This is a genomic window from Salinivibrio sp. ML198, assembly GCF_001996015.1.
Lineage (GTDB): Bacteria > Pseudomonadota > Gammaproteobacteria > Enterobacterales > Vibrionaceae > Salinivibrio > Salinivibrio siamensis.
Genome location: NZ_MUEZ01000014.1, coordinates 80,543 through 104,261 on the forward strand (window position 1 = coordinate 80,543; position 23,719 = coordinate 104,261).

23 protein-coding genes are annotated in these 23,719 nt (G+C 48.7%); 8 read left to right on the plus strand and 15 right to left on the minus strand.

Annotated features, from left to right (window positions below; all coding sequences use genetic code 11):
* Positions 1 to 12 precede the first annotated feature (12 nt).
* Both BZG25_RS11205 and BZG25_RS11210 read right to left on the minus strand, forming a co-directional pair.
* The gene (locus tag BZG25_RS11205; protein WP_077639083.1) at positions 13 to 1,035 is read right to left on the minus strand and encodes a hypothetical protein; all 1,023 of its coding nucleotides are present in this window, start codon (positions 1,033 to 1,035) and stop codon (positions 13 to 15) included.
* On the minus strand, positions 1,032 to 1,694 hold the full coding sequence (locus BZG25_RS11210; RefSeq protein WP_241828706.1) for an AraC family transcriptional regulator: 663 nt from the start codon (positions 1,692 to 1,694) through the stop codon (positions 1,032 to 1,034). Before BZG25_RS11210 ends, BZG25_RS11205 begins: the two co-directional genes overlap by 4 nt.
* Positions 1,695 to 1,947: 253 nt before the next feature.
* On the opposite strand from BZG25_RS11210, the gene BZG25_RS11215 reads away from it, so the two are divergent.
* Complete coding sequence (locus BZG25_RS11215; RefSeq protein WP_077639085.1) at positions 1,948 to 2,760, plus strand: sulfite exporter TauE/SafE family protein; 813 nt, start codon at positions 1,948 to 1,950, stop codon at positions 2,758 to 2,760.
* A 141-nt stretch (positions 2,761 to 2,901) separates the two neighbouring features.
* On the opposite strand, the gene BZG25_RS11220 is transcribed toward BZG25_RS11215, so the two are convergent.
* From BZG25_RS11220 to BZG25_RS11245, 6 genes are all read right to left on the minus strand, one after another.
* Positions 2,902 to 3,429, minus strand: coding sequence for a hypothetical protein (locus tag BZG25_RS11220; RefSeq protein ID WP_077639086.1), 528 nt, complete (start codon positions 3,427 to 3,429; stop codon positions 2,902 to 2,904).
* Between the two features lie 225 nt (positions 3,430 to 3,654).
* A complete protein-coding gene (locus BZG25_RS11225; RefSeq protein WP_077607072.1) occupies positions 3,655 to 3,918 on the minus strand; it encodes a Txe/YoeB family addiction module toxin in 264 nt (87 codons plus the stop codon).
* The gene (locus BZG25_RS11230) at positions 3,915 to 4,157 is read right to left on the minus strand and encodes a type II toxin-antitoxin system Phd/YefM family antitoxin (protein ID WP_021022842.1); all 243 of its coding nucleotides are present in this window, start codon (positions 4,155 to 4,157) and stop codon (positions 3,915 to 3,917) included. Before BZG25_RS11230 ends, BZG25_RS11225 begins: the two co-directional genes overlap by 4 nt.
* An 87-nt stretch (positions 4,158 to 4,244) precedes the next feature.
* Positions 4,245 to 5,060: an arylamine N-acetyltransferase gene (locus BZG25_RS11235; RefSeq protein WP_077639087.1), complete on the minus strand. Its 816-nt coding sequence runs from the start codon at positions 5,058 to 5,060 to the stop codon at positions 4,245 to 4,247.
* Between the two features lie 60 nt (positions 5,061 to 5,120).
* Positions 5,121 to 5,762 (minus strand): LysE family translocator, encoded by a 642-nt coding sequence (locus tag BZG25_RS11240; RefSeq protein ID WP_077639088.1) that lies wholly within the window; start codon positions 5,760 to 5,762, stop codon positions 5,121 to 5,123.
* A gap of 27 nt (positions 5,763 to 5,789) precedes the next feature.
* A complete protein-coding gene (locus tag BZG25_RS11245; protein ID WP_077639089.1) occupies positions 5,790 to 6,254 on the minus strand; it encodes a GNAT family N-acetyltransferase in 465 nt (154 codons plus the stop codon).
* A 376-nt stretch (positions 6,255 to 6,630) separates the two neighbouring features.
* On the opposite strand from BZG25_RS11245, the gene BZG25_RS11250 reads away from it, so the two are divergent.
* On the plus strand, positions 6,631 to 7,221 hold the full coding sequence (locus tag BZG25_RS11250) for a hypothetical protein (RefSeq protein WP_077639090.1): 591 nt from the start codon (positions 6,631 to 6,633) through the stop codon (positions 7,219 to 7,221).
* Positions 7,222 to 7,642: 421 nt separating this feature from the next.
* Here BZG25_RS11250 and BZG25_RS11255 read toward each other — a convergent pair whose 3' ends face one another.
* Positions 7,643 to 8,047: a hypothetical protein gene (locus BZG25_RS11255; RefSeq protein WP_077639091.1), complete on the minus strand. Its 405-nt coding sequence runs from the start codon at positions 8,045 to 8,047 to the stop codon at positions 7,643 to 7,645.
* 215 nt (positions 8,048 to 8,262) lie between these two features.
* Positions 8,263 to 10,437, minus strand: coding sequence for an AAA family ATPase (locus BZG25_RS11260; protein WP_077639092.1), 2,175 nt, complete (start codon positions 10,435 to 10,437; stop codon positions 8,263 to 8,265).
* 864 nt (positions 10,438 to 11,301) lie between these two features.
* Between BZG25_RS11260 and BZG25_RS11265 the strand changes: the two genes are divergently transcribed.
* The 3 genes from BZG25_RS11265 (at position 11,302) to BZG25_RS11275 (ending at position 15,128) form a co-directional block, all read left to right on the plus strand.
* Positions 11,302 to 12,981, plus strand: a complete 1,680-nt coding sequence (locus BZG25_RS11265) for an aspartate:alanine antiporter (protein WP_077639093.1) — start codon at positions 11,302 to 11,304, stop codon at positions 12,979 to 12,981.
* A gap of 101 nt (positions 12,982 to 13,082) precedes the next feature.
* Positions 13,083 to 13,757: a response regulator gene (locus BZG25_RS11270; RefSeq protein WP_046073104.1), complete on the plus strand. Its 675-nt coding sequence runs from the start codon at positions 13,083 to 13,085 to the stop codon at positions 13,755 to 13,757.
* Positions 13,758 to 13,760: 3 nt separating this feature from the next.
* On the plus strand, positions 13,761 to 15,128 hold the full coding sequence (locus tag BZG25_RS11275; protein ID WP_046073103.1) for an ATP-binding protein: 1,368 nt from the start codon (positions 13,761 to 13,763) through the stop codon (positions 15,126 to 15,128).
* A 146-nt stretch (positions 15,129 to 15,274) separates the two neighbouring features.
* On the opposite strand, the gene pgsA is transcribed toward BZG25_RS11275, so the two are convergent.
* The 4 genes from pgsA to BZG25_RS11295 form a co-directional block, all read right to left on the minus strand.
* The gene (pgsA, locus tag BZG25_RS11280; RefSeq protein WP_046073102.1) at positions 15,275 to 15,835 is read right to left on the minus strand and encodes a CDP-diacylglycerol--glycerol-3-phosphate 3-phosphatidyltransferase; all 561 of its coding nucleotides are present in this window, start codon (positions 15,833 to 15,835) and stop codon (positions 15,275 to 15,277) included.
* Between the two features lie 49 nt (positions 15,836 to 15,884).
* The gene (uvrC, locus tag BZG25_RS11285; RefSeq protein WP_077639094.1) at positions 15,885 to 17,717 is read right to left on the minus strand and encodes an excinuclease ABC subunit UvrC; all 1,833 of its coding nucleotides are present in this window, start codon (positions 17,715 to 17,717) and stop codon (positions 15,885 to 15,887) included.
* Positions 17,718 to 17,746: 29 nt separating this feature from the next.
* Entirely contained in the window at positions 17,747 to 18,391 is a 645-nt protein-coding gene (gene uvrY, locus BZG25_RS11290; RefSeq protein WP_046073101.1) for a UvrY/SirA/GacA family response regulator transcription factor, read from the minus strand.
* A 282-nt stretch (positions 18,392 to 18,673) separates the two neighbouring features.
* The gene (locus BZG25_RS11295) at positions 18,674 to 20,125 is read right to left on the minus strand and encodes an NAD-dependent succinate-semialdehyde dehydrogenase (RefSeq protein WP_077607120.1); all 1,452 of its coding nucleotides are present in this window, start codon (positions 20,123 to 20,125) and stop codon (positions 18,674 to 18,676) included.
* Positions 20,126 to 20,421: 296 nt separating this feature from the next.
* Between BZG25_RS11295 and BZG25_RS11300 the strand changes: the two genes are divergently transcribed.
* Entirely contained in the window at positions 20,422 to 21,558 is a 1,137-nt protein-coding gene (locus BZG25_RS11300) for a M14-type cytosolic carboxypeptidase (protein ID WP_077639095.1), read from the plus strand.
* A gap of 139 nt (positions 21,559 to 21,697) precedes the next feature.
* The gene (trxC, locus tag BZG25_RS11305) at positions 21,698 to 22,129 is read left to right on the plus strand and encodes a thioredoxin TrxC (protein WP_077607121.1); all 432 of its coding nucleotides are present in this window, start codon (positions 21,698 to 21,700) and stop codon (positions 22,127 to 22,129) included.
* A gap of 41 nt (positions 22,130 to 22,170) precedes the next feature.
* Here trxC and BZG25_RS11310 read toward each other — a convergent pair whose 3' ends face one another.
* On the minus strand, positions 22,171 to 22,620 hold the full coding sequence (locus BZG25_RS11310) for an Lrp/AsnC family transcriptional regulator (protein WP_074212533.1): 450 nt from the start codon (positions 22,618 to 22,620) through the stop codon (positions 22,171 to 22,173).
* A 147-nt stretch (positions 22,621 to 22,767) separates the two neighbouring features.
* On the opposite strand from BZG25_RS11310, the gene BZG25_RS11315 reads away from it, so the two are divergent.
* The gene (locus BZG25_RS11315) at positions 22,768 to 23,691 is read left to right on the plus strand and encodes a DMT family transporter (protein WP_077639096.1); all 924 of its coding nucleotides are present in this window, start codon (positions 22,768 to 22,770) and stop codon (positions 23,689 to 23,691) included.
* Positions 23,692 to 23,719 lie beyond the last annotated feature (28 nt).

A 23,719-nucleotide genomic window follows, 5' to 3' on the forward strand; every position in this document is an offset into this window, starting at 1 on the left:
AAGCAAGGGGCTTTAATGCTTACCAATAAACTGGGTGACCGCCTCAATAATCAATCTATGCGCCTCTTCTCGGGATTGCTGCCCTGAGGTTTGGCAAAGATGCCCTTCGCCTTCCAATGCTAATATCTGCGCTCCTTTTGCCGTACACCGACTAAACGCACTAAAAATAGTGGTATGAGGCGTTTTCATTAGCGTCATATTTGGAATCGCGGCAAGAGACTCAGCCACCCCCAATTCCGGCAGCGTAGCCTGGCGGCCGCGAATATCCATCACCTTCACAGGCACCTTGATGTCATCAAGGCTCTGTGCATCCAATGTTTTGGTTAATTCAGGATTAATCGCCACAATGGCTTTGACACGATCATCTTGGTTGGTGCGGCTAAGCATTGGCTCAGACACCTTGCTCAAATCCACCTTGTTTTTCTGTAGCCATTGGCAATCAACATTCACCCCTTCCTGTACGCAAGATTGCTTGTAAAGCGCCGGATCAAACCTCGCCCCCGCCAGTGACAACATGGACGTGCCGCCCAAGAAAAACCCAACCCCATACACATGGTCAATATCGATAGCCTGCTTAAACGGCGCGGTATCTATGAGATGCGTCAAACTGATTGATAGATCGCTCGGCCGTAACCACAACTCGCTTGGTGCCGACGTAACATTCGCGGCAGAAAACCCAACTTGCTGTGGCACCACCACGATAAATCCTGCTTTGGCCAAACCAGACGCCACCCACCCCGCGTGGACAGGCGATGCACGCATGCCCCCATGTGCCAACAGCACAACAGGGTGTTTGCCCGACGCAACTGGCGCATTTAGGTTGGTTTTCGTCCCTACAAATACTTTGTTTTTGCCAAACTCAAAATGGCTTGAATCCAATGTGGTGGGATACCAAACATCGACCTCGATCGTCGATTCACGCTCGGGGTTAAACACCGTCTGTGAAGCCAAACCACTGGCTGCAAATTCCTTGGCACTCACAGTGAAGGACAATGCCAGCCAAACCATTACCGTCAACCATCGTTTTATGTTCATCGCACGTCCTTACGCTGTGAGCCAGAAAAATAATAGGCAGGGGGATGTCCCATTGCCTTTTTAAACATGGCGATAAAATTACTTGGGGTTGCGTAGCCTAACGCAAAGGCCACATCGCCTACCCGTTCACCTTGCGCCAATAGTGCTAATGCGTGATTCAACTGCGCTTGGTTTCGCCATTGCACAAAAGTCAGGCCCGTTTCGGCCGGCATTAAACGCCGCAGTGTTCGGGCTGATAATGCTCCCACTTTGGCCCACTGCTCCGCGGTATTTTTGCTATCGGGCTGACGTAAAATCGCCTCGGCAACACGCACTAATCGCGGATCAGTTGGCATCGGCAAATAAAGCGCTTCAGCCTCTGCGGTGCGGATTTCATCGATTATCACATCGGCAATGCGTCGATTCTCCGCAGTGAGCTGCGTTTGATCCCATCCAGCACTTCGCGCCACCATCGACTCCAGCATTTGATTCAACCCGACCACTTGGGGTCGATTCGGCAACGACTGACATAAGGCAGGTAAAAGTAACACCGAATAGCCGCTCACCGCATTACAAAAAAGCACGCTGTGTTTCGCGTTGGGTGGGATCCAGCCAGCGCGTGACGGCGGCAACACCCATGTGCCCTCGGCCGTTTTTATCTGCACCAGTCCCGATTGCACACATAAAAGCTGCCCTCTATGGTGCGTGTGCCAGTGATACCGCTTTGTGTCTCTTTTACCATTATCAGCCTCACGTGACCACGAACAGGTGATCAGCGCCGCGCCTGACGCTCTTTCACTTGTCTCCCAAACGCCCATGCTGCCCTCCCCACTTGGCCAGATTTCATTATTATTAGGCCATGGCGCATTAACATGCCAATACAATAACACCCTACAGTGAAGCCTGGTGGTTAGCAAAAGAAAGGAACTGTCGATGATCGACGTAACATTCGCCATTTATTACGCGTTATTAGGAATAGGGGTCGGCTTTATTGCCGGTTTAGTGGGAGTGGGAGGAGGTGGACTAACGGTGCCAGCCTTTACCTTGTTGTTTGCCGCGCAAGGAATTGGCGACCAACATGTCGTCCATATGGCGCTCGGGAGCTCAATGGCCGCGATGGTGTTCACCACCTTCAGTAGTATGCGTGCCCACTATACCAAAGGCCACGTCAATACATCGCTTGCCTTTAACATGGCACTCGGTGTAATGGCCGGCACCTTTATCGCCACCACCCTAGCCGCGGCCGTCAATGGTGTGGCGCTCGCTCTCTTTTTTAGTCTGTTTATGCTTTATGTGGCTTACAAAATGTTCCAACCCAAACGCCCACAAGCCAACTTAACGCCACACAAACCGGCAGGCAATGTCGCGGTTGGCACACTGATTGGCACCATTTCTGCCCTCGTCTCAGTCAGCGGCGCCGGCATGATTGTTCCCTATTTAATCGGCCAAAACTTAGCAGTAAAAAACGCAGTTGGCACCTCGGCAGCGATTGGGTTTCCACTCGCCATCACAGGCACCTTGGGGTATTTGCTCAACGGCTGGGAAAACACCACACCGGAGCAACTCACATTTGGCTATATCTATCTGCCCGCGGTGGTGCTGTTCTCGCTCGCCAGTTACTTCTCAGCACCACTGGGTGTGGCCTGTGCCGCACGTTTGCCCGCCGACAAACTGAAAAAGACACTGGGCGTGCTATCCCTCTTGCTCAGCATCAAAATGCTCATGCATGTTTTGCAGGGCGGCTAGTTTAAGGTATAGACAACCTCACCAACAGGACTACTGGCAGAGGTGTAACCCCAATAGCGACTATCCAACAAACTTTAGTTATTAGTATCACACCTCTGGAGAGATGCCGGAGGTGTTTTGAAAAACGAATACTTTTAATCGCTACGAGCGAGCGTGGACGGTACTACTACAAACGCCACAAACAGGAAGCTCGTTGATTGTTTGCTTGGTAAAGCTTTCACAAATACAACATTTATTAAACGCTTTATTAAAGCCATATTTTAGTTTTGGGTGACTTGCTTTAAATTCCTCAAAGGTCGAAAACGTTACACTAGGTGCCGCATTCAGTGGCGCGAGCTGAGTTTTTATTTCAAAGACCTCACCATGCCCCAGATTTCGAACTAAAAACCCTGCTCCCAATGTTATCAATATCCACAGCGCAGGTGCTCGATATACAAATGCTAATAACGCCGCCATAGCTGCCCCAGACAAAATGAGGTATTTGGCTTTTTGTCGCTCGTTTATGACTGCTTTTGCTTGATCAAATTTTTCATCATCAGCATGTAAAAGCACCCCGCACTCACACGCAATAGCACTACCATTTTTCAATGTCGATAAGTGGTCATGAGTCAAGTGGATGGCATCACCACAACTCGCGCACGAAAGATAAAACTCACTTCTGCTATCCATTTAAAAATTCCAACAAGATTTTTGACTAAAAAGCGAAAGCTTAGAATAGTACGCATCACGAGGATGAATGTACACAAAACCATACACAGAAAGTTAGCTAGTAGCTATATTGTTACCTTATCGACTTGGATGTGCGAATAGCTAACCCAACAAAAAAGCCAGCTGTGTGCTGGCTTTATTCTTCTAGCCTCGGGAGCAAGGCATTAGCAATCGCAGACAGTGCCCCTATTCATAATGGCTCCAGAGCCTGAGCACTTTCACCACTTGTTCATCCTCGAGGACTTGATAGACCAAGCGATGTTGAATATTAATACGGCGTGAATAGGCACCAGTGAGATCACCGACAAGCTTTTCAAACGGAGGAGGTTTACGGTAGGGGTCATCTTCAATCAGTGCTAACAGTTCTTGCGCTTTTGGTTTGAGGCCACTGGCGGCCAGCTTTTTTGCGTCTTTCTGGGCTTGTTTGGTGTAAACCAACTTCCATGTCACCAGTCCAATTCCTCATCGCATTCATCCGTCGGCGTGGCGATGCCTTCGCGAATTGACTCACGCATCCCTGGTACAGAAAGCAAATAAAGTGTTTCCTGAATGGCTGACCAATCTTCTTCAGAAATCAGCACTGCTTTGTTACGCTTCCCCGCAATAACAATGGGCTGATGCGATTCGGCGGTTTCATCAATGAGCCGATACAATTTGCTACGCGCTTCAGTGGCAGTGATCCCCGTCATAGCGCCTCTCCGGTGATTATTTTTTAAACAATTGTACGACATCGAGTACGTACGTCAAGACGAACGTATTCGTTAATATCCGCTCACTCAAGCCGCCGCGTTGGCCGCTACCTGTGCAAATGCGGTTTCCAACACCGCTTTCGGCGGTTGCAATAAAAACACCTCGTGAACCAACTGAGTTAATGCCTCTATGCTATCGATGCTTTTATCGGTGACAATTTCCCCTGCCGCATTCCACACCAAAAACTGCTGATTACGAATCAAATAGCGGTGTGAAGCGGTGATCAACGACACCACGAGGTTATTGACGAAAATGGCTTCGGGGTGTTGATGAGAATAGAAATGCGCCACTTCAAAGTCGGCTTCTACTACGTCATAAAGCTCAACCTCGTACAGCGTTAATGGCGGTTGCTCGGGCTCGTGTAATACCACGGTCACCACATCGCCATTGCGCGTGATTTGATAGGTATCGTGCCCGATGGTGCAGGTGCGCTGGTTGATATTGAGTAACCCGCGCGGGGTTTTATTGCCAAAACCAAGGTCTACCAGATAGGTCTCGCCATCGAGCTCAAGCACATTCATACGGTGAGTGCGTGGGTTGGTAGGTTTACCATTGAGCATCACCCGCGCCAGCACACTGCGCACCTCAAACCCCAAATGTTTCAGGGCAAGGTAGGCAATTTTATTGTGCTCAAAGCAATAGCCGCCTTGTTGGTTCACCACCAATCGCTCAAACAAAGCATCCGTCTGCAAAGAAAGCGGCTGCCCCGCCAAGGCATTAAGGCTAGAAAACGCATACCGCGCCAAGTGCTTTTCAATAAGCTCAGTGACCAGTGCCACGCCCTTCGCCTCACTCAACGCGAGGCGATGTAAATACTCTTCAATCATGGGGGCTGATGTCATCGTCGACTCCTTATGTGAATGGCACCAGATTAACCCCTCAAGTAGGGTTGAGGTAAAGACTCACGCAGGATTGCGGCTAAAAGCAGAGCGCAGCAACCCTAAACCTGCCAGTGCAAAGATCCCAGACACTACTCGCTCAACCCAATGCGCCACTTTTTGGTAGACGTTCATCACGCCGTTGATTGAAAACAACAGGGAGTACATCCCATTCACCAAAAAGCCGACCAGCATACAAGTCAGCACCGCCGCGACAAGAAATAGCCCATCACTGCTTGAACCCATCCCAACCGACAAAGCCGCCATCCAAGCCACCACGGTTTTAGGATTAGAGGAATTTAAAACCACGCCACGAACAAACCATTTTCGGTATCCCACTTCTTGGTTATCGTTTGTGGAGACCGTCGCGGAGGCGTTAAAGGATGATTTAAAAGAAAGGTAAGCCAGCCATAGAAGATAAACGCCACCCACGATTTTTAGCAGCATGAGTAAATATACCGACCCTTGCAGCACCACCCCCAAGCCACTGGCGGCAACAATGCCCCAAAACAGCAGCCCAATGGATAACCCTGCGCCGTAAACAAGGCTAACTTTTCGGCCCTTACTCATGGCGATAGTTGCATTGGAGATATTCGCCGGCCCCGGAGAGACCGCAACAACAAAAAATGCGAACCCGATTGAAACCAGTGATAAAACGTCAGTCATCCTTGCTCCTTGTTATCGATGTTGTGTTTAGAGTGGTTTTTCCATCGGCACGCAATCTAAACGGATCCCTTTTGGGGAGTGATACGTTGATACCTCATCGCCCACAAAGCCGCATGCGCGATAAAAAGGCGCTGCATTGAGCGTGGATTCGAGCGTTAGTAATCGCAAGCTCTGCTCTTTCGCTAGGTGCTCTAAAAACTGGAGCATCTTTTTCGCCGCGCCCCTGCCACTGTAATCTGGCTCTACGAAGATGGCATCGACTACACCAGTTTGTGTGTTGAGCTTTCCGCTACCGATAACCTGCCCGTCTATTTCAGAAACGTAAAACGTATCGAGCACGTCGGCAATAAAACGCTCAGATACGCTACCCTGCGTCCAAAGTGAAAGCTGCTCTTCCGTATAGTGTGCCGAACACTTCGCTAAAATAGCTCGGTTTCTTAAATCAAAAATAGCTTGTGCGTCGTTTGAGTTGGCTTTTCCAATGGTGATCAAAACGCTTCCTTGTTTTGTGTGAGCTAAGTGACTTTTTATTAAATCGAGAAGGTAAAGAGTTTATATTCTTGTTTGTTCACTCGGAGCAAGTCCAGTGTTAGATTTGGTGAATGCTACGCTGCCTTTTAGCTCGTTTTGGACAGCTGGTCTACTGATCTCATGAGATGGTCGATGACTGACTGGTAAATTCGGTCAGTTCTAGCGGGAGCCGAATTATCTTATCAAAAATCACTGTGTTGAAGATAACCAACACACTACCGATAAAGTTCAAGTATTTAAATGAAAGCAATGAAACAAAAAACTTGACTCGTGACACATTGCATTTGATTGCATTAATATATTAACGTGATTTTACTCTAAGAAATGAGGGAAAGGTATGCCGGAACTAGGTGTGTCTGAATTTTCAACGATTGTAGTAGCGTCTGGAAAGCCAAAACAAACAAAAATTAGAAACCTATCGAAACGTGGGCCGTATGCCCATTATAAAGATTACTATTTACAACTTCGCACAGCCATTAAGCACTTATTTACTAAGAAAAGACATATTTCATATCTTTACGAAGTATGTCGCAAACAAAAAGACTCAAGAAAAAAAGTCAACTTTGAGTTGATAGCTAATAACTTTAGAGACTGGCAATCTGGGAAAAGAATAACCGCATATACACCACCAAGAGATTACTATACATACTCACAAACTAGTATTAACTGTAATCCAGAGTTGCACGTCGTACTAAATGGAAAACCCAGATTAGTCAAGCTTCACTTCAATGGATCCGAAAAAATGACTCAAGAACGTGCAAACATTATTTGCTCCTTGACTGAAGAAGCGATCGGTGGGCACGAGTTCGAGTATTCAGTCTTAGATCTTACAACAGGAAAAGAGTTCTTCTTTAATGGTGATTATGAAAAAACATTCGTCAGAATCAATAAAGAAATCAAGAGCCTTGAGGAGTTTTGGAAGAAATAGCATAGCCTATTGGGCTGGATACCTTTACCATGGCTAACGCTTGCTTTTGATCAAGCATCTTGCTTGAACAATCGCCAGAGTATCATTCTTATCTGTTTTTTGGTTCTGCCTCACTGCCATGACCAAGCGCGTTGACAACAATTTCGCTTCATGGCCCAGTGCTCGGCACTGTTGTGCCCAATAATTTGCGTCACTACAAGACTCAAACACAAACCGAGTCGGGGACAACTGAACTAAGAACTCACTAAACTACTGAGGTGTCATTTCTTAATTCGATTGCACCTTATTTTGGCGATAAACGCAAACTTGGATAGCTTGAGTGGTGAAATCAACACCGATAATCGTCATGCTCATCTTGTTGCTCCCATTACCAACCGACCACTAAAAGGTTTTTGTTTAGAGCTGGCCCCCAATTATCTTGTTAACTTTGTACTTCTTTTATTAAGGTTGATGCCATCTCTTCGATCTTTTCAAGTGATATGTCACCTTTTTCTAATAAGACACCTTTCCCTTTATCAGGGTCTTCCCAGTACTTACCTTTTAGATAACAACGCTCTGCAAGCTTATTCAGTTTTAAGTCTTCCAATTCAAAGCCTAGCTCAGTCCATAGAAAGGAAATCTCACCTTCCTCGTCAATGTTTCTTGTTTTACTTTGGTTAAGTTTGCGAATATATACCGCTGTCTTTCTACTGGATAGAACAACTTTTCTCAAGGCAAAAATAGACTCTTTCTTTCGAGATTCTTTCGCTCTCCTGAGGTTAGATACCCATGATTTGGCATGCTTTATCAATTCCCACAAGGAAACACTTGTTACTACATCTATCACTAAACTTCCCTCTCAAAAAGCTAACGCCTACAATACTATTCTCCACTCTGAACCAGCAAAGCACACCGAACTCGATATCAAAATCGCCGAGTGTAACGGGTGACGTTTATCCGCTTTAACGGACACATCTTTTTAACTCGTTCCTAAGCTCCTGCGTGGGAACGAGAAAACAGACTTGATTGTCCAATTGCCTGGCTTTGTTATATGCACCTCTATCACGCTGCAACACTCTTTGTCATTTTTTCATAATGTTCTGGATACCCTGTAACCTCAAATACAAGCCTAAGTCCTTCTCTAAAATCATCGTAGTTAAATTCTTTGAAATCGAATATATTTTGTCCAAGGGAGTGAGACTCTCTATTGATATAGCGGCAAAATGATTGAAACTTATTGTCTTGAAGCTCAGGCTTTTGTACCACGTTGCTTAAATCTGCCTTTTGGACAAAGTTAAAAAAATACTCAATTATATTTCTCATACAGTTTGCAATGAGAGCCGGTGGTTGGTTCTTATCGTTTACAATAGCCCAATATGATTGATAGTCATTTTGAATTTCCTCATATTTCATGGGGTTAATATTCGTTCCCTCATCATTTTTTGATAGACGAAATAATTTCTGATTTTCTTTTCTACGTTTGTGGTTAGAGTCTGCGAGCTCATAGAAAAAATATAAGCTATGGGTTAGAACAATCACTTGCTCAAAAAGAGAAGATGAGAAAAAATCAGTTTTTAGTAGTTGACCAACGTTGTATACATATATATGCGACAAGCTGGAGACAGGGTCATCTATAACGGCAATCTTCTTCTTTGGTGTTTCTGTAGCACTACGCTTCCCTCTACATAGTTCGCAAAAATATAGGAAACTAATAATCATTTTCTCTCCTTCACTTAATGAGGAGAATATTGCTTCTGAATCACCAGCGCGAACTATTCTATAAAGATCATCACTGTACCTTTCTATCGAAAAGTCTGTTATACCTAGATTTATCAAGCCGTTATTAATATTTGAAACTGCTTCCTCTATACTTACAGTTGATTTTTGAAGATCCGCTATTTCATCTCTCTTTGTTTGTGCGTTTTTCGATGCATTTAGCTTTCTTTCAGACGCATCATAAATTACTTTTTTCGAAGAGGCTTCACTTACGAAGTAAGGCGCAATCGTTTGATCATACTCCCAACGCATTAACGCCCAGAATTCGTTCTTAAGGCTTGCCATTTCATTATCAATGTTCTCTAGCCGATTATTGTGGTTAGAAATATCATTGTTTATTAAACCAACAACCTCATTAAACTCCTTTATATAGTCTGCTGTCTTCACCAAGGAAATATGAATACTTGGAGTTTTATCTTTCTCTCTAATTGCAGCAACATTGTCTCTTAAAGACTTTTCTAATATTCTATACTTATCAGTCAATTCCGATAGGTGCCTATCTACAAACGAATCGATTTTATAGGATTCTAAGGGAAGCAACTCATCAGCCGCATTAACATATCGTTCTAAAAAATTAGAGATCATGTTCACCGAGTCGTAATATGATTGGTCGAAATAATTTTCAATTTGACTAGCTAGGAGTTTAGTAATTGTCCTCTCTTGGCAAAAAGGACAACTTGTAGGTTCGTCGTCAATATTTTCTGGAATGTATTCAAGCCCATCTCGAACCCAATCAGAATTCTTAAGCTCAGCAATCAGTGATGAAACAGGGCTATCTGTACTACCTACAATAATTTGATGAAACAGATCACTATCCTCAATCGTGTTCTCTGAAAAATAAAACATAGGTAGAGGATCATGTTTTTTAGCGGTATCACCGTTTAGAGCGTCAACTTCATCTTTAATCTGTTGTATGTCTTTAGCTGGCTTATCTTCAGGTTTAGATATACTTGAAACGTGATTAAAAAGAGGTTCTTTTCTTTTCAATCCATCTAGACAATATTCTAAAACTCGGTCGCCACCAGTATGTTTTCTTTTTATTTCAAATATTTTATCATGAGCTGACTCCTTCAAGCTGGAAAGTTTACGCCGCTCTTCTTCAATATTTCTTTGTTCAGCTTCTACCGAGGCTTCAAGAGTTGAGAGTTCAGCTTCAGCAATTCTAATTTTTTCTTCTATATCCTTATTTTCTTTAGAGAGACTAAATATACCTTTAAGATTGTCAGCTTCAAAAAAGTGATCTTGTATAAATTGCTGATTGTAAACCAGAACAGTTTCATTACTGCCGATATCAATAGTACAATTTTCATAGCCGGCACCGGATCGATCATACAAATAGTTTGATAAAGTGCTTTTACCGGTACCATTCAGTCCATAAACAATATTTACTTTCTTATCTGTTTCTAACGTTACAAGGTTTTGGTAACTCGCAACCTCCTGCATTCCAATTTTAGATATCATCCTTCATCCTCTAAAAGCACATAACGCTCAAAGCAGCGAGCGGCGTAGCCGCCCGCTGCCTTTGCTTGTTATACGATTACTTTGCCTTACATTCGTTACATTGCTCTTTATTAGGCTTGGTATTCGTTTTTTCCCATCCAGTAGCTGGGTGGGCATTCTTGGAACAACTCTTTTCCCAGTGGTAAGTATCACTACTTGATTTGTGGTAATAAGGTGCGCTTGGATTTGACATTTTATATCTCCGTAATAGATCCCTCGTTTTTTGAACTGAACATACAGGAGAGGGTAAACCTATGTGTCCAAATCCTTTTTCCGTGTACTATCAAAGTATTTGAATATTACTTATTGTGTAACGTTATTAGCGCGCACATTCACTTCACCAAACCGTTATACGCGTCTTTTCTCTTTTAACTTACTGTTATTAGGAATGTTTATCTCTGTAGAGATCAACCTCTTTCCTACGAAACCGCACATGTCGCCGAACTCTGGTAACACATTCACACCATCCCCACGCTACCGCCCACCGGTTTTGGGCACCCGATAGGCCATTTCCCTTTTTGTAGTAAGGATTAGCCTAACAGAGGCGTGATAACGTTTTCATTCCCTAATGTCCAAAATGTTAGCTAGCGCTAATTCTGTGAGATTGCTTCGAGGATTTGGCCGAGATCTTGCGGGCGTGTTGGTGCGTCTAAAAAGCCAGTCGGGGCTGCCATTTTTTGTGGATGCTTCCAAAAAACGTGCAACTGGTGTTTTTTTACGCAAAATTAATCTTTATTTCACTAAATTTGTACAACAAAGTGTGATTAAGGTTGGTATAATTTTCACCACATTAACCCCCTGCACGCTCTGTCGGACATTTGTGCTGTGAATATAGACGTCAATAACCTCCTGCTCCAAAACGATATTTTACTCCTTTTTGTGGTTCTCGCCCTCGGCCTCGCAGTCGGAAAGATCAAAATTGGTAGTGTGCAACTCGGCGGATCCATCGGCGTGTTATTCACCGCGATCATTTTTGGCAACGCGGGGTTCACCTTCTCGCCCGAAACCCTCAGCATCGGCTTTATGCTGTTTATCTACTGCGTGGGAATTGAGGCGGGGCCTAACTTTTTTGGCGTCTTTTTCCGTGACGGAAAATCATACCTGTTGCTTGCCTTGGCGGTGTTACTCAGTGCCATTGGCTTAACCCTGTTCTTCCAAAACTATTTGGGGTTGGATATCAGCATTGCCACCGGCATGATGGCCGGCGCGCTCACCGCTACCCCGGTTTTGGTGGGCGCGAAAGATGCGCTTAACTCCGGCTTAACCGGCGCGGAAGGCGAACAGCTGGGGATGATGATTGATAACCTCAGTGTCGGCTATGCCATGGCTTACCTCACCGGCTTGGTGAGTTTGATTGTGCTGGCGAAATTGATGCCAAAGTTGCAACGCCATAACCTTGAGCACTCCGCCCAACAGATTGCGATTGAGCGCGGCTTGGGCAGTGAATCACAGCGTAAGGTCTATTTACCCATTATTCGTGCCTATCGGGTCGGCCCTGAGTTGATCGATTGGATTGATGGCCGCAATCTGCGTGAGCTGGGTATTTATCGCCAAACCGGCTGTTATATCGAGCGTATTCGCCGTAACGGTATTCTTGCCAACCCCGATGGGGACGCCATTTTGCAGCAAGGCGACGAGATTGCTTTAGTGGGTTATCCCGACAGCCATGCGCGGCTAGACCCCAGCTTTCGTAACGGTAAAGAAGTGTTTGACCGCGATCTGCTCGACTTGCGCATTGTCGAGGAAGAAATCGTGGTGAAAAACGACAGCGTGGCGCAGAAAAAGCTGTCGGACTTAAACCTGTCTGAATACGGCTGCTTTTTAAACCGAGTAGTGCGCGCTCAGGTTGAGATGCCGATGGACCAAGGGATTATTCTTAACAAAGGCGATGTGCTACAAATCAGTGGTGAGAAAAGCCGCGTAAAAGGCTTGGCCGACCGCATCGGCTTTATTTCGATTCATAGCCAGATGTCGGATTTGCTCGCCTTTTGCTGCTTCTTTATTTTGGGGCTGGGCTTAGGGATGATCACCCTCACCTTCGGCCAAGTGACCTTTGGCCTGGGTAATGCCGCTGGCTTGCTGTTGGCGGGGATCAGCCTCGGCTTTTTACGTGCCAACCACCCCACCTTTGGCTATGTGCCCCAAGGGGCGCTAAATATGGTGAAAGATCTCGGCCTGATGACCTTTATGGCTGGCATTGGACTGAGCGCCGGTAGTCGGCTGTTTGATTACATCGCGGACATGGGCTTTTCGGTGATCCTGGCCAGCATTGTGATCAGTGTTATCCCAGTGATTGTCGCCTATTTGATTGGCGCGTATGTGCTGAAGATGAACCGCGCGCTCTTGTTTGGCGCGATCATCGGGGCAAGAACCTGTGCGCCGGCGATGGATATGATCAATGAGCATGCCCGCAGTACTATTCCGGCTTTGGGCTACGCGGGCACTTACGCGATTGCCAACGTTATTTTGACCTTGGCCGGCACCTTGATGATTATTTTGGTGTAACGTCACGCTGTAGACGGTCGCTGAGTCAGCCAAAATTCAGTTTATTAAACCTATAATAAAGGCGTCCACCTCGGGCGCTTTTTTGTTTTACAGGGGCTTTTATGCAGGTTCTTATTATTGAAGATGACTCGATTTTAAGTCATCACCTGAACACCGAACTCAGTGAACTCGGCCACCATGTTCGCTGTGCCAGCACCGCCAGCGAAGGGCTTTATTACGCTGACCAGTACCCCAATGATATTGCCATTGTTGACCTTGGTTTACCCGATCAAGATGGCATTAGCCTGATTCGTGATATTCGCGCCAAAGGGCTGCGCCTGCCGATTTTGGTGCTCACCGCGCGCGCCAACTGGCAAGATAAAGTCACGGGCTTAGATGCCGGTGCCGATGACTACCTGGTAAAGCCATTTCAAAAGCCGGAACTGGTGGCGCGACTAAACGCCTTGGTGCGTCGCAGTGCCGGTTTTGTGAAGCCCACTATCACCGCTGGCGATATCGAGTTAGATTTGTTGGCGAAATCGGTCACCGTCAACGGGCAAGCGCTAGAGCTCACCGCCTTTGAGTATGATTTATTTGAGTACCTGATTCGTCACAGTCGCGAAGTGATCTCGAAGCAACGCTTGCTCGATGTGCTGTATCATGACCAAGATGGCGACCCTAACACCATTGAGGTGATGATCAGTCGTCTACGTAAAAAGCTGATCCAAACCGGACACGACAACCCCATCTCGACCGTGCGTGGCCAAGGCTACCTGTTCGAGATCCAAGCTGAGTAAACCATGAAACTAGGCCAACTTACCCTTTGCCAATGTCGCCCCCGACTGCGCACCCGCGTACTCGCCACCTCCATTGGCATTATTCTCCTTTTCTCGATTGCGCTCGCGGCCTTGATTAATAAGCTGTATCAGCAAAATTCAATGGCGGCTTACTCGCGCGATCTGGCCTCACAAATTCCGATGGTGATGGCGCAGCTCAGTAAAGACGGGCTGATCCGCGCTGACCAGCTGACGGCTTGGATTCAATCGCTTGACCCGTCCAGCAGCGATTATATGTCGGTGCTATGTACGCCCGATAACCACACGCTATGGACCTCACGCGATGTGCAAGCGTTTAATATCGACGATATCTGCACACATATTCCTAACGAAGCGAAAAAGCCGCAGTACCTTTCCATTGCTGGCTTTAACGTGGTAGCGCAACGGCTTTCATCAGAAAAACAACCCGGTGATAGCGAAAACCGGCTGTTTGTGCTGCGCAACGTCGACAAACAAAAACAACAGTTAGCCGATTTAGAGGCAGAGACCTGGTTTTACATCAGTCTGCTGTTTGTCTCGGCGTCGGCACTCGTGGTTGCCGCGTGTCATTGGAGCTTTTCCCCACTGCGCCGCTTGGCCAGAGAGCTGATCGCGATTACTGAATCACGCCAGCAAACACTGGATAACGATTACCCTGACGAGCTGCAAGATGTCACCCAAGCGCTTAACCGGATGATCACCCAGCGGGAAAAGCAAAAATCCCGTTATCGCCACGCCATGGATGATTTGGCGCACAGCTTAAAAACGCGTTTATCCGCCACCAATGCCCTGCTCGATGATAATCATCTGTCGCGCGAGCAGCTGAATAAGCGGATTTTGGAGCAGGTCAGCCAGATGGATGACATGGTGCAATATCAGCTCAAACGCGCATTGGTGGGGCAATGTGGGCTGAAACGCGAAGATAGCCCACTGACCGCACCGATTGATAGCCTGACCGGCATGCTAGATAAAGCCTATCGCGATAAACCCGTGAAAGTGGTGCGAGCGTTTGATGAAAGTGCCTCTTTACCGGTGCACCGCAGTGATTTGATGGAGTTACTCGGTAACTTGCTGGAAAACGCCTATCGCTTTTGCCTTGAAACGGTGCAAATCCGGCTCGACGATCACGGCGAAGTGTGGCAATTGGCGATTGAAGACGATGGCCCCGGGGTGCCAGAGCAATATCGGGAAAGCATATTCCAGCGTGGGGTGCGTGCCGATCAGCTCAACCCTGGCACTGGCATCGGGTTAGCGGTGTGCGATGAAATCATTGCCAGTTACGATGGCAACATCCACGCCAGCGACTCCCCGCTGCAAGGGGCGGCCTTTGTGCTGACCATTCCTAAGCGCTAAGCCAGACGGTCAGCTTAAGCGCGACGCCAACAAACAAGCCGGTGCTTTCGCACTGCCACCAGCAGCAACCAAAAAACGCAGCCCAAATTGTGGCTGCGTTTTTATGAGTAGGTAACAGGCGTGAATGCGTTTGCTCAGTGCCCGGTTTATTCTTCTTCCGGGTCGGCGAGCAAGTCGTCTTTGGCCGCCATCATGTACTGATACATCGACCAATAGGTCAGACCTGCCGCGGCGTACAGCGCAATGTAACCTAACCATTCAATCCAAGGCGCGCCATGCCAAAGCAGCATGGTCAATGCAAACATTTGCGAGCCGGTTTTAAATTTCCCCACCCATGAGACCGCGACGCTGGCACGTTTGCCGATTTCTGCCATCCACTCGCGCAGGGCTGAAATAATCACCTCACGCGCAATCATGGTTGCCGCCGGAATCGTGATCCAAATAGAGGCGTAGTGCTCAACAATCAGCACCATGGCAATCGCCACCATCACTTTGTCGGCGACGGGATCGAGAAAGGCACCAAAACGGGTCGATTGCTTTAAGCGACGCGCTAAATAGCCATCCAGCCAATCGGTGGCGCCAGCAATCACAAAAATCAATGCTGCCGCAAATGGCGCCCAAGCATAAGGTAGATAGTAGGCAACAACAAAGACCGGAATAAGCGCAATGCGCAAAAAGGTCAAAATGGTAGGTATATTTAGACGCATGCTCAGCTTTTTATTTTAGGATTAACTGGGTTATGGTGCCCCATTGCCACTAACCTTGCAATGAGGAATGAATTTTCTCTGCCAATGTGGCGCTGATCCCGGGCACCTTGGCGATTTCTTCAACACTGGCGTTTTTCAGCTCTTGAATACCGCCCAAGTATTTCAGCAAGGCCTGGCGACGTTTAGGGCCTACGCCATCAATTTGGGTGAGCACACTTTGCTTGCGCGCTTTGCCCCGTGCCGCGCGGTGTCCGGCAATGGCATGATCGTGGCTTTCATCTCGAATATGTTGGATAAGGTGCAAGGCCGGTGAGTCGGCGGGCAGCGAAAACTCCTCGCCCGAGACCTTAATCAATGTTTCAAGCCCTGGCTTACGGCTGGTACCTTTGGCCACCCCTAAAATGAGCGGGTTAACCGGCCAATCAGCAATCAGCGGCTCGAGCACCTCCCAAGCACGGCTAAGCTGGCCCTTACCCCCATCAATCACGATGATATCGGGGATTTTTTCTGGCTCGACTTGCTTACTATAACGGCGCGTCAGTACCTGTGCCATCGCGGCATAATCATCGCCGCCGGTGATCCCTTCAATGTTGTAACGGCGATACTCTTTTTTCAGCGGCCCATCTTGGTTGAACACCACACAGGAGGCGACCGTTTTCTCGCCCATGGTGTGGCTGATATCAAAGCACTCCATCCGCTTAACCGGCTCTAAGCCCAGGGTTTCTTGCAGCGCTTGATAACGATTCTGGATGGTCATCCGATGGTTGATCTTGCTGGTCAAAGCAGTGCGGGCATTGGTGTTGGCCAGCTTCAAAAAGCGGGCTCTAGCCCCGCGCGGACGACTTTGTAGGCGCACATTGCGACCGGCTATTTCACTCAAGGTATTCGATAGCCAACCCAGATCATCACCGATATCGTCAGAAATCAGAATATGGCTGGGAATGGTGCGCCCTTCCGCTTGCGCCAGGTAAAACTGGCTGACAAAACTTGAGACCACTTCACCAGGGTCGGTTTCTGCCGGCATCTTAGGAAAGTGGCTTCGACTGCCCAGCACTTTGCCTTGGCGCAGGAAGAGCACATGAATGCACGCCACCCCGTTTTCTAATGCAAAGCCGATAACGTCGATATCATCATCGCTGTCTTGCGAGACAAACTGCTGCTCTTGTACGCGGCGCAACGCTTGGATTTGGTCACGATATTCCGCCGCTTTTTCAAATTGCAGCTGTTGGCTGGCGGTTTCCATTTTGGCGACCAAGCTGTCGATCACTTCGCGGTCTTTGCCTTGTAAAAACATACGGGCAAAATTGACTTGCTCGGCGTAGTCATCATCACTAATCAGCCCTGGCACACAAGGGCCGGAGCAGCGACCAATTTGATACATCAAGCAAGGCCGGCTGCGGTTGGCATACACCGAGTCTTCACACTGGCGAACCGGGAATATTTTCTGCAATAGGTGCAGGCTTTTGCGCACTGCATTGGCATCAGGAAAGGGACCAAAGTATTCGCCCTTTTTCTTTTTCGCGCCGCGGTGGATCGCGAGCCGCGGATGCTCGTGAGCACTGAGGTAGATATAGGGATAAGATTTATCGTCTCTCAGCAATACATTGTATTTGGGGCGATGCTGCTTGATCAGGTTGTGCTCAAGGATCAGTGCTTCGGTTTCGGTGTGGGTCACCGTCACCTCTACATCGGCGATGTTACGCACCAAGGCTTTGGTTTTCTCACTGGAAACCTGGACCCGAAAGTAACTGGCTAGGCGTTTGCTGAGATCTTTGGCCTTACCCACATAGATAATGTCACCCGCGGCGTTCATCATGCGATAAACGCCGGGCTGGTGAGGAACGGTTTTCAGAAAACTTTTGGCATCGAAGGTGTTCGGCACTGCGCGGTCTCGTACTACATTACTTCGCGTTACAAGGTTTCGGTATCTAACATGCCGTGCCTGATGGCAAGGTGGGTCAATTCCACATCACCATTAATGCCCAACTTGCTGAATAAGCGATAACGGTAGCTGTTCACCGTTTTCGGGCTCAGGCTAAGCTGCTCGGATATGTCGGTGACTTTTTGCCCTTTGGTGATCATTAGCATGATCTGCAATTCACGCTCTGACAGCTCTTTGAAAGGATTATCTGAAGAGGCAGAGAACTGACTAAGCGCCATTTGCTGGGCAATGTCCGGTGAGATATAACGTTGGCCACTGTTGACCATGCGGATCGCGTTCACCACTTCATCGGCACCGGCGCCTTTGGTCAGGTACCCCGCGGCTCCCGCTTGCATGACCTTGGTGGGGAACGGGTTTTCTGTATGGATCGTGAGCACGATAATCTTGGCGTCCGGCGAGTAACGAAGCAACTTGCGTGTCGCTTCCAACCCACCGATGCCTGGCATATTCATGTCCATTAGGACAATATCGGCGTGATTTTGCCGGCACCACTTGAGTGCAGCTTCACCGCTGTCGGCTTCCCCTACCACTTTTATGCCACGAACGTCTTCTAAAAGACGTCGAATCCCTGTGCGAACCAGCTCGTGATCATCTACAAGGAACACATTGATCAATCTTGTATCTCCACTTGGTTTGGTTCGCCAACATGCTGCCACAAGGCAACGGTTGGACTTCTCTTACGCATAGTACTTGAGTTTTACCACGGATGAAAAGCCAACAACAGAGCGGATGTGGGCAAATGCAAATATTCATACACTAAGCCGCCAAAAAACAGTCAACCTGACTGAATTATCACCAATTTGGTGACGTTCGAGGCAAGTTGACTGCAATAAACAGCGTAAAACCCGCTTTACGTGTCAGTAATTTTTAACACTTAGCGGCTTAAACCGTTTAGATTACGACAGACCCAAACACAAGTACTTCATTTCTAGGTATTCATCGAGTCCCCAGTGTGAGCCCTCACGGCCAAGGCCCGATTGCTTCACCCCACCAAAGGGCGCGACCGCGGTCGAAATCAAGCCAGTGTTGATCCCTACCATGCCGTATTCCAGTGCTTCGGCCACACGGTGCACCCGGCTAATGTCTTTGGCATAAAAGTAAGACGCTAACCCAAATTCGGTGTCATTGGCCATGGCGATGGCGTCCGCTTCTTCTTCAAAAGAAAACAGCGGTGCCACGGGGCCGAAGGTCTCTTCTTTGGCTATCCGCATCGCTGGGGTCGCGTATTTAATCACCGCCGGTTGGGTGTAGTTTTCTCCCAGCTCAGGGCACGCGCCACCCAGCTCAATCGCCGCGCCTTTTTGCTTGGCATCGTCCAGGTGGGCATTCACTTTGTCCATTGCTCCCTTATTGATGAGTGGGCCGATGTCCACGCCGTCGTCGGTGCCTTTACCCACCTGCAATTGACTCACCGCCTGGATAAACTTTTCTGCAAAGGCTTCATACACGCCCGATTGCACGTAGATGCGGTTCACACAGACACAGGTTTGCCCTGCGTTACGAAACTTCGCCGCAATGGCCCCTTCAACCGCGGCGTCAATATCGGCGTCATTAAACACAATGAAAGGCGCATTGCCGCCCAGCTCCAGCGAGAGCTTTTTAATGGTTGGGGCGCATTTCTCCATCAACTGTGCGCCGATTTCGGTCGAGCCGGTAAACGAGAGCTTACGGACACGTCTGTCAGCACATAAGGTATCACCGATGGGGCCCGACGCCCCGGTCACCACACTGATCACTCCAGCTGGCAGCCCGGCTCGCAACGCGAGCTCACCGAGGGCCAGTGCCGATAGCGGCGTGTCACTGGCAGGCTTCACCACCATGGTACAACCCGCCGCCAATGCTGCGGCCGCTTTACGGGTAATCATCGCCGCTGGAAAGTTCCACGGGGTAATCGCCGCGGTCACGCCAATCGGCTGCTTGATCACTGAAATACGCTTATCCGCTTGCTCCGCGGGAATGGTCGCGCCATACACTCGCTTCGCTTCTTCTGCAAACCACTGTAAAAACGACGCGGCGTATTGGATCTCGCCCGCGGCTTCTTTTAGCGGCTTGCCTTGCTCAGCCGTCATGATTGCGGCTAAATCATCTTTGTGCTCGAGCATCAGCTCGTACCAGCGATAAAGCACGTCAGCCCGCGCTTTGGCGGTTAAATCTCGCCATTCGGGTAGCGCAGCATCCGCGGCATCAATAGCGCGGCTAGTTTCCTCCGCCCCCATATTAGGTACCGTCGCCAAGTGCTCTCCGTTCGCAGGATTGGTCACCGCGCGGGTTTGTTGGCTGTCGGCATCGACCCACTTCCCATTGATCAGTGCCTGTGTTTTTAAAAGCTCAGGATCCTGCAAATGCATAGTGGCTCCTTATTGGTTGAGGAAAAGATAATCTTTGAGGAAAAAGATGGTCATAGCGTGATAAGGGCACCTTGCCAGCTAAGACACAGTACGACAAGATAAGGCGCAATACTGTTAATAATAAGCCAGTAAAGCCATCTTGCCTACGTGATTAGATAGTCAGTGGCGAGCTCGTCAGTGAAGACAATGAGTGACTCGGTTCGTTGCTAATCAGACAGTCACGCTCGGTTTTACAACATAAGGCTTACCTTCAGGTGCAAACACAGCTGGCCTCTCAAACCGATAAAGGATGCTCTATGCGTATTTTTAGCCAGTTCGACAGCGGGAATATTCGCGTTGTTAACGATGACGACATCAACAACATTCAACTTGCCATTCACCACGACAATCAGTCTGAGTTTTATCAGTGGTTCCACTTTCGCTTAGAGGCGCAAGTGAATCAGGCTCACACACTGCATATTCAGCAACTGGCAGGCTCAGCCTACCCTGAAGGCTGGAAAGATTATCAGGCGGTCGCCTCTTACGATCGCGATACCTGGTTCCGCGTCCCCACCGAATTTGACGGCGATACACTGACCATTAACGTAACGCCGCAACATGGCTCGATGTATTTCGCCTACTTCGCGCCGTATAGCTATGAGCGCCACCTGGATTTAATTCACCAAGCGCAGACCTATCCACAATGTCAGCTAGAAACCCTCGGCCAGACCTTGGATGGGCGCGATATTAGCCTATTGAAAATTCGCGCTGATTTAGGGGAATCCGCCCAACCGAAAACACCGATTTGGCTGATTGCTCGCCAACACCCCGGCGAAACCATGGCGGAATGGTTTATCGAGGGGCTGCTCGACCGATTGCTTGACGACACCGACACCACTGCCCGTGCGCTGTTGGAAAAGGCCGACGTTTACGTGGTGCCCAATATGAACCCCGACGGCAGCGTGCGCGGCCACTTGCGTACCAATGCGGTGGGCGCCAACTTGAACCGAGAATGGCAAGCCCCTACGCTTGAGCGCAGCCCCGAGGTGTATCATGTTCGTGCGCGTATGGAGCAAACAGGGGTGAAAATGTGCCTCGATATCCACGGTGATGAGGCCATCCCATATAACTTTGTTGCCGGTTGCGAGGGGATCCCTTCTTACGATGCGCGTATGGCGGATTTAGAGGACAGGTTTAAGCGTGCCCTGCTCACCGTGACGCCAGAGTTCCAAGACGAGCACGGCTATGACAAAGACGCACCTGGCAAGGCCAATCTGACCGTGGGCTCAAACTGGATTGGTGAGCGCTTTAAATGCTTGTCGTACACAGTTGAAATGCCATTTAAAGATCATAACGACCAACCGGACCCGGATTTTGGTTGGTCACCTGCGCGCAGCCAAGCCTTCGGTCGCGATATGCTCAGTGCCATCCTCAATGTGGTGGATGCACTCTAGCGCGCACTGAATCAATAACACCTCATGAAAGCCGGTGCCGTGTCATCGGCTTTTTCTATTTGAGTGATTGATAAATTCAACTTGGGCGAGCGACGTCACCCGCTTATATTAGACACAAATAATTCAACGAGGAAACCCAATGACAACCTTGACCTCACGCTGCCCTCACTGCCAAGCCATGAACCGTATTCCAAGCGAGCGGGTGAATGACGCGCCCAAATGCGGCAAGTGTCAGTCTGATGTGCTGGACGGTAAACCGATTGAGGGCACCAGCGAAAACTTTAACGCATTGCTAAATAGCGATGTGCCTGTTGTGGTCGATTTTTGGGCCCCATGGTGTGGCCCATGCCAAAGCTTCGCGCCTGCCTTTGCGGCAGTGGCCGAGCAAGAAGAAGGCCGCGCACGTTTTGTTAAAATCGATACCGAAGCGCAGCAAGCATTGGCGGCGCAATATCGTATTCGTAGCATTCCGACGCTAATGGTATTTAAAAATGGCGAGCGCGTTGACGTACTCAACGGTGCCCTGCCACAAAATGCCTTTAGCGACTGGCTGAGCCAGCACCTTAGCTAATCGCTATTCGCTAACCACTATTTCACAATAATAGCGCGGCGCTACACCTTCAGCGCCGCGCCTTGTTTTACCGCGCGGATCGCCACATTGGTATTGATGTCTTTGACCATCGCCAAGGTTTGTAGCTGGCGCATAAAGGCTTCATAGTGCGGTAAATCTCGCGTCACTACTTCCAGTAAATAGTCATAAGTACCTGAGATCACGTGACCGTTGATAACTTCATCCATTTCCACCAATGCGTGCTCGAAGGTAACAATCGCCTCTTCTCGGTGATTGCTCAAACTCACGTTGACAAAAAAGGTCATGTTAAGCCCAATTCGCTGGCGATCGAGCGTAACCTGATAGGACGCTATCACCCCATCGGCTTCCAGCTTTTTAATTCGTCTTGCACAAGGCGAAAACGACAACCCAACGGCATCAGCGATTTCCGCCGTGGTGCGGCGCGCATCGTCTTGTAACAGCGCCAGAATGGCTTTGTCTTTACTGTCCAAACCCTCTCCTTGGTAATTTTCATCAATTATTCACTAATAGCCGATGATAACCACCAATAGAGGATGAAACTACCCATTAATTTGCCACCAATCCCTCCCTTGACGCTGCCACACTAACTGCATCCATTATCAAGGAAGTGATCAACCATGCCTGCCACCTCTCAACGTTTATTAGGCCTCGCCGCCATGCTTGTCACCGTGACCATTTGGGCGAGCCTGTTTATCTCCTTGCGTCAGGCCAGCCAGTCGGTGTTAACCAGTGGCGATATTGCCCTACTGCGCTTTTTGCCTGCGGCGCTGCTATTTGGTTGGCTGAGCCGTCATCGGGTCCGTCATATTGTCTCCGTGCCCAAACGTTATCTGTTTGCGATTGCCTTCGGGGCGGGTTTACCGTTTTATCTGCTCGCTGCCACAGGTATGCAGTTTGCCCCTGTCGCCGATGGCGCCTCGTTAATTCCTGGGATCTTGCCACTGTTTGTCTCCGCCATTGCTTGGAGCGTTTATGGCGAGTCGCTCTCGGTGGGACGACGATTAGGGATTGGATTGATCGTGATCGGCATTGGCGCATTTTTGTGGCATTCGCTGTTCTTCTCACCGTGGAGCGTCACCCAAGGCCATTTGATTTTGCTCGCAGCCAGCATCAGTTGGGCGTGGTTTACCATTGGCGTGCGTGTCACGGGCTTAAATGCCGCAGAAGCCGGAGCGGTATTAGCGATGTCAGCCGTCTTGCTGCTGCCCGTAGGCGCGATGAGCGGGCTTATCTCATTTAATCTGCTTCAAGCGCCTTTCGGTGAGCTGGGCTACCATGTACTGGCGCAAGGCTTGGGCGTGGGGATCATTGCCAATTACAGCTATGCGTTTGCGATTCGCCGTTTGGGCGCAGAAATGAGTGCCGCAATAGGCGCATTCACGCCTGTGGTGGCTGCGCTGATCGCGATCCCCGTCTTCTCAGAAACCGTCAGTGCGCTTACCGTGGTAGCGATGGCGTTGATTGTATTGGGTGCGGTGCTCGCCAGTGAGGGGATAAAGTGGCGTCGCACACAAACAAAAAGCGGCCCGCAGGCCGCTTAATCGATGACTCGGCGTAAACGCTATCCGA